Raw genomic sequence first — 13,647 nt, 5'->3', positions numbered from 1 at the left:
CTTACATCCACCTCCAGCCAACCGGCAGCTCGTTCTTGAGCATGCCGTCTCCCGTATATTTTCCCCATCCGACCGGATAACCGTCCGTGCATACAAGCACGTATCCTTTCAGAGGCTGAGCAGGATTTCCTTCCATCTTTATGTTATGGGCTTCCACGAAAAGCGTCTCGCCTTTTAAATACCGGATAATGTCAGGATCATCCGACGCAAAATTGAGCGATCGTACGGCTTCCGATGGCCGGAGCCCCATAGCAAGCGCTTGCGAAGGCTCGAATCGGTTGCGGCCCGCTTCGCCGACGTACCAGCCCGCGCGCACGACATGCAAGCCGTCTAATGGAGGCATCCCTTCCGGCTGGAGATAGATACGCGAGCCAAAGCTAAGCATGGACCCCGTGCCGGCAAATCCGCCCGACAGCTCCTGCTCCGCAAAAGCATGCCATGCCGCTGCCGCATCAACAACCTCCGGCTGCCGGCCTTTGCCGGACTGCCGTGCCGGACTGCCTGTCCGTTGGAGCTTGCCGCTGTCCTTCGTTTCGCGGCCGCCCTTCTTCTCCGCTGCCCGCAAGGCGGCACCGGCATTGCCTTTTACCTTCTTCCTTTTTCCGGCATCCTTCTCCGCAAGGACCGGAGGCTCAAGATATTGACGTTCCTCCGCGGGAGTAGCGCCTTTACGGGTCAGCACCGCCGCATAATGCCCCTCGCCTTCGATATGGTGAGGCCATAACCGGACGGTTCCCGCCAGCGACGCCGATTGTTCGGCCGCAAGCCCCTCTCCCGCTTCTCCCGCCCATTCGGGATGCCCGGGCTTCCAGCCGTATTGATGCCGTACCGGCCTGACCTCGAAATCCGGATATTCGGCAAGCAGCTCCGCGATTTGAGCTTCGTTCTCTTCCGGAGAGAACGTACAGGTCGAATAGACCAGAACCCCTCCCGGAGCGAGCATAGCTGCCGCATCGCGCAAAATATGCCTCTGCATGGCCGAGCAGCGTTCAATGGAATGCTTCTCCCATTCGGCGATCATCGATTCATCCTTGCGGAACATGCCTTCGCCGGAGCACGGCGCATCGACCAGTATACGGTCGAACCATTCCCGGAACACGGGAGCTAGCGCCGACGGCTCTTCGTTTAGAACGACGGCGTTGCGGACGCCGGCCAGCTCGATGTTTTTGGCGAGCGCCTTTGTCCGTTCCCTGGCATTATCGTTGCTTACCAGCACGCCGCTGCCTTGCAGCTTGGCCGCTATCTGAGTCGATTTACCGCCCGGCGCCGCGCAAAGATCAAGCACGCGATGTCCCGGCCGGACATCGAGCAGCTCAACCGGAGCCATCGCGCTTGGCTCCTGAATATAATAAAGACCGGCATGATAATGCGGATGTTTGCCCGGTCTTGCCCCTTCTTCATAATAGAAGCCGCCCGATGCCCACGGAATCGGACGAACCGCTCCCCCCATCGGCGAGATCGATTTCCACTCTTCGGCGCCCAGCTTCAAACGGTTAATCCGGATGCCGTACACACGCGGATCCTCGTAGGAAGACATAAAACGGTCGAACTCTTCTCCAAGCAGTGATTTCATCTTTGTCGTAAAAGCAATCGGCAAATAGCCGGACATCTGGTCATCCCCTTGCATGCAGCTGAAATACGTTAGAAATATAACATCGAGTATACTCTAATGCACCTATAATGAGAAGGGCAAAGCATTTGTGATCAATATGTGAAATTAATCACAACCCCTTGTCAATTTGATAAAAGTGGCATATGATAAGAGCAACAAGAGATTGTGAATTAATTCACACAAGGTGAAGCGCTTCGCCGTATAGCAAAACGCAAGCTCTCATCACCATCTTCACTGAGGCCGGAAGGAAGCCGGCACGCATATTATGCATGTGGATTGAGGTAACATGCTCCCGCATCGACGTCCGCTTCCTATTTTCGCACTGAAGTATGTGAATGTTTTCACAGAAAAATCTAAGGAGGAATTTTATATGAAGATCGCTGTTATTGGATGCACGCATGCAGGTACCGCCGCTGTTACTCAGATGGCTAAGCTTTATCCCGAGGCGCAAATTACGGTTTACGAGCGCAATGACAACGTATCGTTCCTCTCGTGCGGCATTGCCCTTCACGTCGGCGGAGTTGTGCAGGATGTGAAGAAGCTGTTCTACGCATCGCCGCAGCAGCTTACGGACATGGGCGTTCAAATGAAGATGCGCCATGAGGTGCTCGAGGTCCACACGGAAGCCAAGACGATCCTGGCACGCAACCTCGAGACCAATGAGGAGCAGCTCGAAAGCTACGACAAGCTGGTTGTGACAACCGGATCGTGGCCGATTATTCCGAAGCTGAAAGGGATGGAGCTTGAGAATATCGTTTTGTGCAAAAACTACAATCACGCTCAAGCGATCATCGAAAAAGCGAAGCATGCCAACCGGATCACCGTTATCGGCGCGGGCTACATCGGAATCGAGCTTGTTGAAGCTTTTGAACAGCTTGGCAAGCAAGTAACGCTTATTGATAATATGGACCGGATTCTGTTCAAATATTTGGACCGCGAATTTACGGATGCTATCGAGCAGGAGCTTGGCAGCCGCGGTATCGAGCTTAAGCTGGCACAGACCGTAACCGGCTTCCGCGGCGAAGAAGGCAAGGTGAACACGGTCGTAACGACAGCCGGCGAATACGACACGGATCTCGTTGTCCTCTGTATCGGCTTCCGCCCGAATACGGATTTGCTGAGAGGCCAGATCGACATGCTGCCAAACGGCGCCATTATCGTGGATGAGTATATGCGTACCAGCAACCCGGATGTCATGGCCGCAGGCGACAGCTGCGCCGTCTTTTATAACCCGACCCACAAGCATGCGTACATCCCGCTCGCAACTAACGCCGTCCGGATGGGAACGCTCGTGGCCCGCAACCTTATCGCGCCGACCGTCCGTTATATGGGGACTCAAGGTACATCGGGCATTAAGATTTACGAGCAAAATATCGCTTCGACCGGCTTAACCGAGCTGGCTGCCCTTGATGCGGGGATGGATGTAAAAACGGTTACCTTGGAAGACAATGACCGTCCTGAATTTATGCCGACCTACGAGAAAGTACTGCTCAAGGTTGTCTATGAAGCAGATACCGGCCGGATTGTAGGGGCCCAGGTGATGTCGAAGGACGATCTGACGCAAGCGATCAATACGATGTCGGTCTGCATCCAGAACGGTATGACGATGAACGAGCTCACCTTCGTCGACTTCTTCTTCCAGCCCCATTACAACAAGCCTTGGAATCTGCTCAATCAGGCCGGTTTGCAGGCAATGTAATAATTAAAAAAAGCGGAAGCTCTCCGAACAGAGCTTCCGCTTTTCGAATTATTCCGCTGCGAACTGGATGCCGTCGGGCGACAAGACTGCCACGCGCGCCAGCGAATCTACCCGGTAGCCCGCTTCCTTCAGCTTGTCCGCTCCGCTTTGGAAAGACTTCTCGATTACAATGCCGATACCCGCTACGCTTGCGCCGGCCGCTTCCACAATTCTCGCCATCCCAAAAGCCGCTTCTCCGTAAGCCAGGAAGTCGTCAATGATAAGCACCCGCTCCCCCGGCGACAAAAACTTGCGGGAAATCGCCACCTCGCTCTTCACCTGCTTCGTGAAGGAGTATACCTCCTCGACGTAAAGATCATCGCGAAGCGTAAGCGACTTCTGCTTGCGCGCGAAAACAAGGGGGACCTTGAGTGCTAGTGCCGTCATGACCGCGGGCGCAATTCCCGAGGACTCCAGCGTCAACACCTTGGTTATTCCTTCCCCCTCATACGCTGCGGCAAAATACTGACCGATTTCAAACATCAGTTGCGGATCAACCTGATGATTTAGGAAGGAATCCACCTTTAGTACGGTCTGGCTAAGAACAATGCCTTCGTTTCGAATCTTATCCTGCAATGCTTTCATTTCTCTTGCAATCCTCCTGCCCGATTTTCTTCTCTTTAATATTGAGACTACCCGGAAACGGGCAAGTACGCAAGCATTTCTAGTGTGCGGCCGCCGGCGCTGCAGCTGTTTCTTTGGCAGAACGAATCAGGTACGCTGCAAGCATAATAACCGCGAACAAGGCAAGATAGGCAAGCAGAATGCCCGTATTGCTCCAATACATATCCCAGTTGCTTGTGGAGATAACGCTTTTCATGCCGCGAAGCACATACGTCATCGGGAGGCACTGTCCGACGGATTGAATCCATTGCGGCGCAAGCTCCATCGGGAACGTACCGCCGCTGCTCGCCAGCTGGGTAACGACCAGCGCGATGCCAACCAGCTTGCCAAGCGTTCCGAAGATCGCGACAAGCATCAGAATCAGGGTCGTGAACATGCAAGCCGTAACGAGAGTAAACAGGAAGAACTTCGGCACGCTTTGCACGTCAAGCCCAATCGCATACAGCACGATGAGGTCGAGCACGATGATCTGCAGCACGGCTACCAGATAAAAGACGCCGATTCTGCCCCAGAACTTTTGCCAGACGGATCGGACTTGTCCCTCTTGAAAATGAACAATGTTAGAAGCCATTAACGAACCAACCAAGAGGCCTAACGCCAGAAAATACGGAGCCGACCCTGTTGCGTACGTCTTGACCGTATTCAGCTCTTTTTGTTCGAGCTGTACCGGCTGGGCGTACATGTCAAGCTCCGAATCGCTCGCTTTGATGCCCGCCGTTGACTGTGCCGCATCCGACAGCTTGTCCGTCAGCTGCTGGGAGCCGTCCACGAGGCGGATAACCCCGCCGAGCAGCTCCTGCGAACCGTTGTTCAACCGCTGTGCGCCTCCGGCAAGCCGGTTAATCCCGCTTTGCAGCTTGCCGATGCCATTGCCATAGGCATCAAGTCCGTCCTTCAGCTGGGCGCTTCCGGCTACTAGCTTGACGCTGCCCTCATAAGTCTGCGTTAGGCCGTCCGCCAATGCCGATTGTCCGGCAGCCAGCTTCGCACCGGATTGCCGAATGGCTTCCGCCGGCTGCTTCAATCCTTCAACGGATTCGCAGGCGCCGTCAGCAGCTTGAGCAAGCTTCTCGCTGCCGCTTGCAATGGCCGAGAAAGCAGCGTCATCCTTCAGTTCGGGATGCTGCTCCACATAGGCCTTGATCTGTGACTGCAGGCTTTCAGCCGATCCGATTACCCCGGAAGAGGCCTTGGCTGCGGCATCTGCCGCCTCATTCCATGCGGCCGTATTTTTCTGCAGCGCATTTGCCCCTTCTGCAAGCTGCTCACCTGAAGACTTCAGCTTGGCAAGGTTATCGGTCATTGCAGCTGTCCCCGCGGACAGACCGGCAGCTCCGCCTGCTAATTGCTGAATCCCTTGCTCGAGCGGCTTCGCGCCGTCGCTTAGCTTGCCCGCTCCGCTTGCCAGCGACGCTATCGCGTTATTGAGCTTGCTTACGCCATCCTGCGCGGATTCCGTTCCTTGCGTCAGCTGCTCCGCGCCGCTGCTGGCAGCCGAAAAGCCGTCGGCCATTTGCTGCATTTTCCCGTAAACGGTCTGCGTATAGCTTTTTACGATATTTTGGCTGACTTGGTTCGCCAGCTCCTTCAGCACGTTGCTTCCGATCTGACCCGATACATAGTTGTTGCCCGGATTCGTCATATAGACCAAATCGGCAGGCTTCGGATGATCCTCCGTGAGCGTCGTAACGCTTTGCGAGAAGTTGTCCGGAATAACGATCGTTAAATAGTAATCGCCGTCATAAAGCCCCTTCTCCGCCTCATTCCGCTCTACAAAATGGTAATCCAGCGTATGGGCGCTTTTCATATTATCCACGATATCTTGGCCAAGATGCAGCTCTTTGCCGTCTGAGACTGCTCCTTTGTCCTCGTTGACAATCGCGACAGGCAGCTTGTCCATATGGCCGTAAGGATCCCAGTAGCCTGCCAGAAACATGCCTGTATAGAGCAGCGGAATAAACAACAATACGATCGAGCCGATCCGAAGCGTTTTGTGGTTAGCCATCAGCTTCAGATTCAGCCAGAACAAGTTCCCCTTCATTTAACATGCACTCCCATTATTTATTTGTATAATACAACTAATAACCATTGTATTATACAAGTTTATGGCCGGAATGCAAATACTTAATTCGTCGGCATACATTACTTACCATGAGGTTGCTTGCATTATGCAATCGCCAAAGGTAAGCTAACATTAAGAAACTAAGACAGGAATGGGAAATAGCGATATGGACAGGAACGAAAAGTCGCCATTCAGCATGATTGAAAGCCAAATCTCGATCTTCATCCGCCGGGCCGAGGCAGCAAGGCTCTCCAACATTATGGGCAAGGAAATGGACCGCTCCTCGTACCTGATTCTTCAGCACCTGGAAAAAGCGGGACCAACCGGAATCAAGACGCTCTCTACCACCTTTCAGCTGGATATCTCTACGGTAAGCCGGCAGATTGCGGCCTTGGAATCCAAAAGGCTGATCTCGAGGTTAACCGATCCTTTTGACGCGAGGATCAGCCTGCTGCAGCTGACGGAGGACGCACCTCCCCTGCTCGCGGAGGTTCGCGAGTCGAGAGAAGCCTTTTTCAAGGATCTTCTTACCGATTGGAGCGAGGAAGAAGTTCGCGCCTTCGGCGATCTGCTGCTCAAATTCAACGAGACCGCCGAACACCGAATCCGGGCACGATCATAATACAAGAGGAGGTTGTCCATATCGGACAACCTCCTCTTTGGTTTGACTCTATAGGCCAAGCATGAACTGAATCGTCCGGTCCGACACTTCCGGAATATGCTCGTGGCCGTAGTCGGGATAAATATCGGCCGATTTCGGCGCATGAATGTTGTTGTAAGCCGCAAACTGGGTGGAAGGCGGGCAAACCGTATCCGCAAGTCCTACGGTCATGAGCACTTCCCCTTTGATCCGGCTGGCTAAATGCTGCAGGTCGATGTAACCAAGCTTCTCGAAAATCTGCTCTTCCCGCTCATGCCGAGGGTCAAAATGCCGGAAGAAGGTTCTCAGCTCCGCATACGCGTCCTTCGCCAGATCCATCTCCCACACCCGTTTGTAATCGCACAGGAACGGATACACGGGCGCAAGCCTCGAAACACGCGGTTCCAGCGATGCGCAGGCAATCGTTAACGCGCCGCCTTGCGATCCGCCTATCGCCCCGACCCGGTCGGGGTCAACCTCCGGTCGATCCATCGCAATCCCCGCAAGCTGCGCGGTATCAAGGAAAATATGGCGCATAAGCAGATTGTCAGGGTGGTCGTTCAGACCCCGGATTATATGTCCGTTATGGGTAGTGCCCTTCACTCCGCCCGTATCCTCCGACAGCCCGCCTTGTCCGCGGCAATCCATTGAGAAAACGGAATAGCCCAGCGCCGCATAAGTTAGCTTATCGGACCAGTCCCCCGCATTCCCGGTATATCCATGAAATTGAATGATGGCGGGATGCGGCTCCGGGACATTTTTCGGACGGACGTATTTGGCATGGATTCTAGCTCCGCGCACGCCGGTGAAATAAAGGTCGAAGCAGTCCGCGAACGGTACTTGAAAGCTGCTTGGCACAAGCTCGATTTGGGGATCGACCGCGCGCATTTCTTCGAGCGCGCGCTCCCAATAAGCGTCGAAGTCTTCCGGACGAGGATTGCGTCCTTTATAGCTGTACAGCTGTTCAAGCGGCATATCAATAAGCGGCATAGATCATTTCCCTTTCTTTTAGCCCCATGACCCGGGGCCTCATTCTTTTTTCTTGTCCTCCATCTTTTCCATTTCCATATTCGCATGCCGGGTGCGTGTTGACAACCCCATCCGCGCAGAAAAAAATCCCGCAGACTGCGTTTAGGCAGTTGCGGGATTTCTATGAATCCGATCCTCAGTTCGTATGGTTGCTCTTCTTCGCACGAAGGATCGCCGATTCGATGTCAACCGACAGCTGCTTGAGACCATACAGATCCTCCTGCTCAAACAGCTCGTTGAATTTCATTTGAAATTGTGCCGCTTCTCTCACGCGGTGGTAGAAATACAAATCCTGAATCGAGCTGAGCACGGTGGAGACAACGTTGGAGCGTTCCTCGAAGTCGCGCTGCGCATCCAGAATTTCGTGGCGGATGCTGGACATTTCCGTATCGAGCAGAAATGCCGCTTCGGCCGCTTTCTTCAGCCGCTCGCGAACGTCATCCGGCAAGCTTTCCTTATATTTATAGTTCAGCGAATGCTCAATCGTAGCCCAGAAATTCATCGCAAGCGTGCGAATCTGAATCTCGGCGAGCACGAATTTTTGGCCAAGCGCTGTTTGTACCGGATATTCCACAATCATATGGTAGCTTCGGTAGCCGCTGTCCTTGTAATTGGTAATGTAGTCCTTCTCGTAGACAAGCTTCAGATCCTTCCGGATGCGGATAAACCCGGCGACGCGGTGAATGTCGTCTACGAACTGGCACATGATCCGGATACCCGCGATATCCTCGATGCCTTTTTCCAGCTGATCGGCGGGCACGCTAAGCCGTCTTGCTTTTTCCAGTATGCTGGAGACTTTCTTGACACGACCGGTAACGAACTCGATCGGAGCATACGCCTCACGCATCTTAAGCTCGACCCGCATCGTCTTTAACTTCACTTTCAATTCTTCAACTGCTTGCTCATAAGGCTGTAAAAAAAGATTCCAATCTCTTCCATCCATCCGGCCGCCTCCTGTTCCTATCGATGATCTGCGCCCACTGCCTCCGATATGTTACGGTAGCCGTCTTTACGCAATCGTTCTTTTAAGCCGTTCGTCAGTTCGCGGAGTACTCCTGGACCTTTATAGATCAAAGCGGTATAAATTTCAACGAGCGAGGCCCCGGCGCGGATTTTATCGTATGCGTCATTCGCCGTAAAAATTCCGCCCGATCCGATAATCGGAAGCTTGCCTTCCGTCAGCCGGTATACCGCCCTAACAACCTCGGTCGAGCGCTCGCGAAGCGGCGCTCCGCTAAGTCCGCCCGTTTCCTTGGCATTAGGATGCCTAAGCCCATCCCGTGAAATCGTCGTATTCGACGCAATAATGCCCGCTACACCGCTGTCTTTAATCGTCGAGACGGTAAGCTCAAGCTGCTCGTCCGTCATATCAGGAGCAATCTTCACCAGAACCGGCTTTGCTTTACTACCTAATTTCGACGCCTGAAGCCCGATTTCCTCCAATACTTCGCCAAGAAGCGTGCGCAGCTCGTCGCCATGCTGCAGCGCGCGCAAATCCGGCGTGTTCGGGGAACTGATGTTGACGACAAAGAAGTCGCCATACGGATATAACACTTGTATGCAGGAACGGTAATCTTCGTGAGCCCGTTCATTTGGCGTTGCTTTATTTTTACCGACGTTTACGGCAATCGGGATCCGGTTAATTTTGCGCTGCGACAGCTGGCGGGCCATCGCTTCCGCGCCTTCATTATTAAAGCCCATCCGGTTAATAAGCGCTTCGTCGGAAGGCAGACGGAAAAGCCGCGGCAGTTCGTTGCCCGGCTGTCCTTTTGGCGTTACCGTTCCTACTTCGGCGAATCCGAAGCCGATGCTGGAGAAGCCGTCCGCGGCTACGCCGTTTTTGTCCAGCCCGGCGGCAAGTCCAACCGGATGCGGGAAATGAATGCCAAACAGATCGACCGCAAGCTCCGGCGATTCGGCCACGCCGTACATGGCATGCAGCATGTTGTTCATGCCCGGAACGCGTCCGGCTGTATGCAGGCCGTCAATGACGAGGTGATGAGCCTTTTCGGGATCCATTTGAAAAAATACCGGTTTAAGAATAGAAGAATAAAGCAAGATTACACACTCCGTTTCAAGTTTCTGTCCTACCTGACAGTTTATCTTTTTTGTAAGAAAAAGAAAAGGGCGGCGCTCTCCGGCAAGTCCTTCCGGATATTGCGGCAGAACAAGAAACCGTTTACAATATGGGTATATGGTTTTCATTTTTCCCAAGGAAAGGTTGATTGACGATGAGCACAGCCAAACGGAAAGCTCCCGCTATGAAACAGAAGCCGAAAGAAGAGGTAAACGTCAAGGCGCTCGCCTGGATTGGTTCGGTCGTGGTTGTCATTATCGCCGCCGTTGCGGTCCTCCTCGTCCTCAATCAATAGCGATATGCAAAACGCGCAAAAAAACTCCATGCTCTCAGCGAAGGCTGAAGTAGCATGGAGTTTTATTATGACAGCTTACATATTAAACGGTTCGTCAGCGATCTTGATCGAATCTGTAGGGCAGCCGTCGCAAGCATCTTGCAGATCGTCGTACAGATCCTCAGGAATTTCCGTATTGCCATGGTTGCCGTCGTTTCCGAAGATGACTTCGGCAATGCCCTCGTCGTCGTAATCATAAATATCTGGTGCCGTAGCGCCGCAAGCTCCACATGCGATACAGGTGTCTTTCTCTACCCATGTAAATTTAGCCATTGGTATTCCCTCCCACAAAAAAATAGACATAAAAATGCTTAAGCAAACGTCGTGATGTATCTACCGCTCGCTATAATTAGTGTGAACCTTCACTCATCAATATATAACAAACCGACCACCTTGGCAACAAGCTATGCCTAAGCAATTGTTACAATTCATCCTTTTGGAGAGAAGTGCCGCGCAATCGCTTATTGCGGATAAGCACGGACGGATCATCGCCCAGCATGCCCGCCGTCAGCACCGCGTTCTCGCCAAATTTGTCCCGCAGCACATCCATGGTTTTGGTCAAGGCCTCCTTGCGCGGCTGCTCCTTGTAATCAAACAAATCGAGCTGAACGGCAGTCTCTTCCTCCGCCGTCAAATTTTGCAGGGTAACCCCCAAGAGTCGGGCGGGTTCATTTCCCTTCCAATGCTCATCAAACAGCCGGCAGGCTTCATGATAAATAACATCCGTCGAATGGGTCGGGGCGCGAAGCGTGCTGGAACGCGTTATGGTAGCCATATCCGGCTTGCGGATCGTAATCTGGACCGTTGATGCCATCAGCTTTTGACGACGCAGCCTGCGACCCGTCTGGTCGGCCAAATTCAGCAGTATCCGGTGGGCATCCTCCCTGTCCGTTACATCGTAAGGCAGCGTGGTGGTGTGCCCGATCGACTTGCTCTGCTCCCGGTCCGCGCGCACCTCGGAAGGATCAATGCCGTGGGCGGCCGACTTCATCCACGAGCCGTATACGCCGAACTGGCGAATCAGCAGCTCCTCGTCCGCCGCGGCGAGCTGGCCGATCGTGCGGATACGCAGCCGCTCCAGCTTATCTGCCGTTTTCTTCCCTAGGCCATGCAGCACGTCGCAGGGTTTATCCCACAAGACATTCGGGACGTCCCGCAGCCGCAATACCGTCAACCCGTTAGGCTTCTTCATGTCGGAAGCCATTTTGGCCAGCAGCTTATTAGGCGCGATGCCAATGGAACAAGGCAGCGTCCACTCTTCCGCGATCCGCTTTTGCAGCGCTTCGGCGATCTCGAGCGGGGAACCGAATATTTTCGAGCCGGTAATATCCATATAGCATTCGTCAATCGAGATCGGCTCCACAAGCGGGGTATATTCCCTGGCAATGCTCATAAACCCGCGCGAATATTTGCGGTACAGCTCAAAATCCGGCTGGATGATCATGAGATCGGGGCAAAGCCGCATCGCCTGCCTGACGGTCATGCCCGTCTTGATTCCTTTGCTTCGCGCGGCATAGGAGCAGGTGACGATAATCCCTTTGCGGAGCTCCACGCTTCCGGCAACGGCCGTCGGCTTCCCCTTATATTTCTCTGGTTCCTCCGCTTCATGCACGGAGCAATAGAATGCATTCATATCCAAATGAAGAATGACGCGCCCTTTGGCCGGATAGTCCTTGTGTGTGTCAGCCATAGCCAATAATCACCTTCCTACTCCTCCCAGAATACCGCCCTTTGGGAAGATGCGTCAAATCCAAATGGATGTGCGTAATATTTTAAAAAATTCCATGCTCCTCTCTACATTCTAATCAACAAGTGTTATAATAGTTAATTATATTTGTGTAGGCGATCAGTGAAGAAGGAGGCGTTCCCGGCTATGACAACATCGATAACAATATTTGATACTACGCTGCGCGACGGTACGCAAGGCGAAGGAATCAGCCTGTCAGCGGACGACAAGCTCAAAATTGCTCAAAAACTTGACGCTCTCGGCGTTCATTATATTGAAGGCGGGAATCCTGGAAGCAACGGCAAGGATATTGAGTTTTTCCAACGGGTTAAGAGCTTGAAGCTTCAATCGAAAATTACGGCATTCGGAAGCACTCGCCGTAAGTTCAGTCAGGCTGATCAAGATTCTTCCCTCGTGCGCATCGCGGAGTCCGGCGTACCGGCGGCTACGCTCGTAGGCAAGTCGTGGGATTTCCACGTGCATACCGCCTTGCAGACAACGCTGGAAGAGAATTTATCCATGGTTTACGATTCCATTGCTTTCTTGAAGCACAGAGGCATGGAGGCATTGTTCGATTCCGAGCATTTCTTCGACGGTTACAAAAACAATCCGGAATACGCGGTAGCGGTATTGCGCAAGGCCCAGGAAGCCGGTGCGGACTGGCTGGTGCTCTGCGATACGAACGGCGGCACCTTGCCGGGTGAAATCCACGAAATTGTTAGCCGCATCCGTCAGGAGCTGACGGCGCCTATCGGCATACATACCCACAATGACTGCGAGCTGGCCGTGGCCAATTCTCTCGCGGCCATTCAGGCCGGCGCGCGTCAGGTGCAAGGTACGATTAACGGTTACGGCGAGCGCTGCGGCAACGCGAATCTCTGCTCGATTATCCCGAATCTTCAGCTCAAGATGGGCTACGATGTTCTCCCCGAAGAGAAGCTTCGGACACTAACGGGCACCGCCCGTTACGTGAGCGAGATCGCGAACGTCAATATGCCGGTCGGACAAGCGTACGTCGGCAACGCCGCATTTGCCCACAAAGGCGGCATTCACGTATCCGCGATTATGAAAGACTCCAAAACCTACGAGCATATCCAGCCTGAGCTTGTAGGGAACAAGCAGCGCATTCTCGTATCCGAGCTTGCCGGTCAATCAAATATTATTTCGAAGGCGCAATCGCTTGGACTGGATATCAATGCCAATAACGAGCAGACCAAAGCGATTATGGATCACATCAAGGAGCTTGAACACCAAGGCTATCAATACGAGGCCGCGGACGCATCCCTGGAGCTTCTTCTCCGCCAGGCCTTTGGCGAACCGGTTGAAGTGTTCAAGGTTGAGTCGTTCAAGATTCTGGTTGAGAGCGGCGCGAAAGGCCAGATGAACTCCGAAGCGATCGTCAAGCTGAACGTAGACGGCCAGCAGGTCTACACCGCGGCAGAAGGCAACGGTCCTGTTAACGCGCTCGACAATGCCCTGCGCAAAGCGCTGGTGCAATTTTATCCGAAGATCGAAGAGATTCATCTGTCGGATTACAAGGTTCGCGTGTTTGACGAAAAGGATGCAACTGCAGCGAAGGTACGCGTTCTGATCGAATCTTCTAACGTAGACAACACGTGGAGCACGGTAGGCGTATCCAGCAACGTCATTGAAGCAAGCTGGGAAGCGCTTGTCGACAGTATCCGTTATGCTTTGCTTAACATGGAGAAATCAACAACGGCAAGCTTTGACAATATCGAACGTATCGGTGTCATAAACCACTAACAAAGAAAGAAACGCCCGGCAGCTGGTCTGCCGGGCGTTTT

At 53.3% G+C, this 13,647-nt stretch carries 12 protein-coding genes; 4 read left to right on the top strand and 8 right to left on the bottom strand.

Translation table 11 applies throughout. From position 1 onward, the window contains the following. Nucleotide 1 precedes the first annotated feature (1 nt). Nucleotides 2-1,609, bottom strand: a complete 1,608-nt coding sequence (locus EV294_RS04685; protein ID WP_132304262.1) for an RsmB/NOP family class I SAM-dependent RNA methyltransferase — start codon at nucleotides 1,607-1,609, stop codon at nucleotides 2-4. Nucleotides 1,610-1,982: 373 nt separating this feature from the next. On the opposite strand from EV294_RS04685, the gene EV294_RS04680 reads away from it, so the two are divergent. After that, entirely contained in the window at nucleotides 1,983-3,311 is a 1,329-nt protein-coding gene (locus tag EV294_RS04680) for an FAD-dependent oxidoreductase (RefSeq protein ID WP_132304260.1), read from the top strand. A 48-nt stretch (nucleotides 3,312-3,359) separates the two neighbouring features. On the opposite strand, the gene EV294_RS04675 is transcribed toward EV294_RS04680, so the two are convergent. Together EV294_RS04675 and EV294_RS04670 are read right to left on the bottom strand one after the other, a co-directional pair. After that, nucleotides 3,360-3,935 carry a xanthine phosphoribosyltransferase gene (locus tag EV294_RS04675; RefSeq protein WP_132304258.1) on the bottom strand — a complete coding sequence of 192 codons (576 nt, stop codon included), beginning with the start codon at nucleotides 3,933-3,935 and terminating at the stop codon, nucleotides 3,360-3,362. Between the two features lie 79 nt (nucleotides 3,936-4,014). Beyond that, nucleotides 4,015-6,015 carry a YhgE/Pip domain-containing protein gene (locus EV294_RS04670; protein WP_132304256.1) on the bottom strand — a complete coding sequence of 667 codons (2,001 nt, stop codon included), beginning with the start codon at nucleotides 6,013-6,015 and terminating at the stop codon, nucleotides 4,015-4,017. Nucleotides 6,016-6,202: 187 nt separating this feature from the next. On the opposite strand from EV294_RS04670, the gene EV294_RS04665 reads away from it, so the two are divergent. Then, nucleotides 6,203-6,658, top strand: coding sequence for a MarR family winged helix-turn-helix transcriptional regulator (locus EV294_RS04665; RefSeq protein ID WP_132304254.1), 456 nt, complete (start codon nucleotides 6,203-6,205; stop codon nucleotides 6,656-6,658). A 48-nt stretch (nucleotides 6,659-6,706) separates the two neighbouring features. Here the strand turns inward: EV294_RS04665 and EV294_RS04660 are convergent, their stop codons facing one another. The 3 genes from EV294_RS04660 to EV294_RS04650 all read right to left on the bottom strand — a co-directional run bounded on the left by EV294_RS04660 (nucleotide 6,707) and on the right by EV294_RS04650 (nucleotide 9,763). Beyond that, nucleotides 6,707-7,666: an acetylxylan esterase gene (locus tag EV294_RS04660; protein WP_132304252.1), complete on the bottom strand. Its 960-nt coding sequence runs from the start codon at nucleotides 7,664-7,666 to the stop codon at nucleotides 6,707-6,709. A gap of 175 nt (nucleotides 7,667-7,841) precedes the next feature. Beyond that, nucleotides 7,842-8,648: a GTP diphosphokinase gene (yjbM, locus tag EV294_RS04655; protein WP_132304250.1), complete on the bottom strand. Its 807-nt coding sequence runs from the start codon at nucleotides 8,646-8,648 to the stop codon at nucleotides 7,842-7,844. 17 nt (nucleotides 8,649-8,665) lie between these two features. Beyond that, nucleotides 8,666-9,763, bottom strand: a complete 1,098-nt coding sequence (locus EV294_RS04650; protein ID WP_132304248.1) for a quinone-dependent dihydroorotate dehydrogenase — start codon at nucleotides 9,761-9,763, stop codon at nucleotides 8,666-8,668. A 173-nt stretch (nucleotides 9,764-9,936) separates the two neighbouring features. Between EV294_RS04650 and EV294_RS30220 the strand changes: the two genes are divergently transcribed. Then, a complete protein-coding gene (locus EV294_RS30220; protein ID WP_165930536.1) occupies nucleotides 9,937-10,077 on the top strand; it encodes a hypothetical protein in 141 nt (46 codons plus the stop codon). A gap of 75 nt (nucleotides 10,078-10,152) precedes the next feature. Here the strand turns inward: EV294_RS30220 and EV294_RS04645 are convergent, their stop codons facing one another. Together EV294_RS04645 and EV294_RS04640 are read right to left on the bottom strand one after the other, a co-directional pair. Beyond that, nucleotides 10,153-10,389 (bottom strand): ferredoxin, encoded by a 237-nt coding sequence (locus tag EV294_RS04645; protein WP_132304246.1) that lies wholly within the window; start codon nucleotides 10,387-10,389, stop codon nucleotides 10,153-10,155. 148 nt (nucleotides 10,390-10,537) lie between these two features. Then, the gene (locus EV294_RS04640) at nucleotides 10,538-11,806 is read right to left on the bottom strand and encodes a DNA polymerase IV (protein ID WP_132304244.1); all 1,269 of its coding nucleotides are present in this window, start codon (nucleotides 11,804-11,806) and stop codon (nucleotides 10,538-10,540) included. Nucleotides 11,807-11,989: 183 nt separating this feature from the next. Between EV294_RS04640 and cimA the strand changes: the two genes are divergently transcribed. Then, nucleotides 11,990-13,606, top strand: coding sequence for a citramalate synthase (gene cimA, locus EV294_RS04635; protein ID WP_132304242.1), 1,617 nt, complete (start codon nucleotides 11,990-11,992; stop codon nucleotides 13,604-13,606). Nucleotides 13,607-13,647: the final 41 nt, after the last annotated feature.

This window comes from Paenibacillus sp. BK033 (assembly GCF_004345425.1).
Classification (GTDB): Bacteria; Bacillota; Bacilli; order Paenibacillales; family Paenibacillaceae; genus Pristimantibacillus.
The sequence above is the reverse complement of the archived record's forward strand: the minus strand, read 5'-3'. Positions and strand labels throughout refer to the sequence as shown.

What these genes read in the sequence shown, in the direction of transcription:
- EV294_RS04685 (WP_132304262.1), bottom strand. Translation starts at nt 1,609, where the DNA reads ATGTCCGGCTATTTGCCGATTGCTTTTACGACAAAGATGAAATCACTG.
- EV294_RS04680 (WP_132304260.1), top strand. Translation starts at nt 1,983, where the DNA reads ATGAAGATCGCTGTTATTGGATGCACGCATGCAGGTACCGCCGCTGTT.
- EV294_RS04675 (WP_132304258.1), bottom strand. Translation starts at nt 3,935, where the DNA reads ATGAAAGCATTGCAGGATAAGATTCGAAACGAAGGCATTGTTCTTAGC.
- EV294_RS04670 (WP_132304256.1), bottom strand. Translation starts at nt 6,015, where the DNA reads ATGAAGGGGAACTTGTTCTGGCTGAATCTGAAGCTGATGGCTAACCAC.
- EV294_RS04665 (WP_132304254.1), top strand. Translation starts at nt 6,203, where the DNA reads ATGGACAGGAACGAAAAGTCGCCATTCAGCATGATTGAAAGCCAAATC.
- EV294_RS04660 (WP_132304252.1), bottom strand. Translation starts at nt 7,666, where the DNA reads ATGCCGCTTATTGATATGCCGCTTGAACAGCTGTACAGCTATAAAGGA.
- yjbM (WP_132304250.1), bottom strand. Translation starts at nt 8,648, where the DNA reads ATGGATGGAAGAGATTGGAATCTTTTTTTACAGCCTTATGAGCAAGCA.
- EV294_RS30220 (WP_165930536.1), top strand. Translation starts at nt 9,937, where the DNA reads ATGAGCACAGCCAAACGGAAAGCTCCCGCTATGAAACAGAAGCCGAAA.
- EV294_RS04645 (WP_132304246.1), bottom strand. Translation starts at nt 10,389, where the DNA reads ATGGCTAAATTTACATGGGTAGAGAAAGACACCTGTATCGCATGTGGA.
- EV294_RS04640 (WP_132304244.1), bottom strand. Translation starts at nt 11,806, where the DNA reads ATGGCTGACACACACAAGGACTATCCGGCCAAAGGGCGCGTCATTCTT.
- cimA (WP_132304242.1), top strand. Translation starts at nt 11,990, where the DNA reads ATGACAACATCGATAACAATATTTGATACTACGCTGCGCGACGGTACG.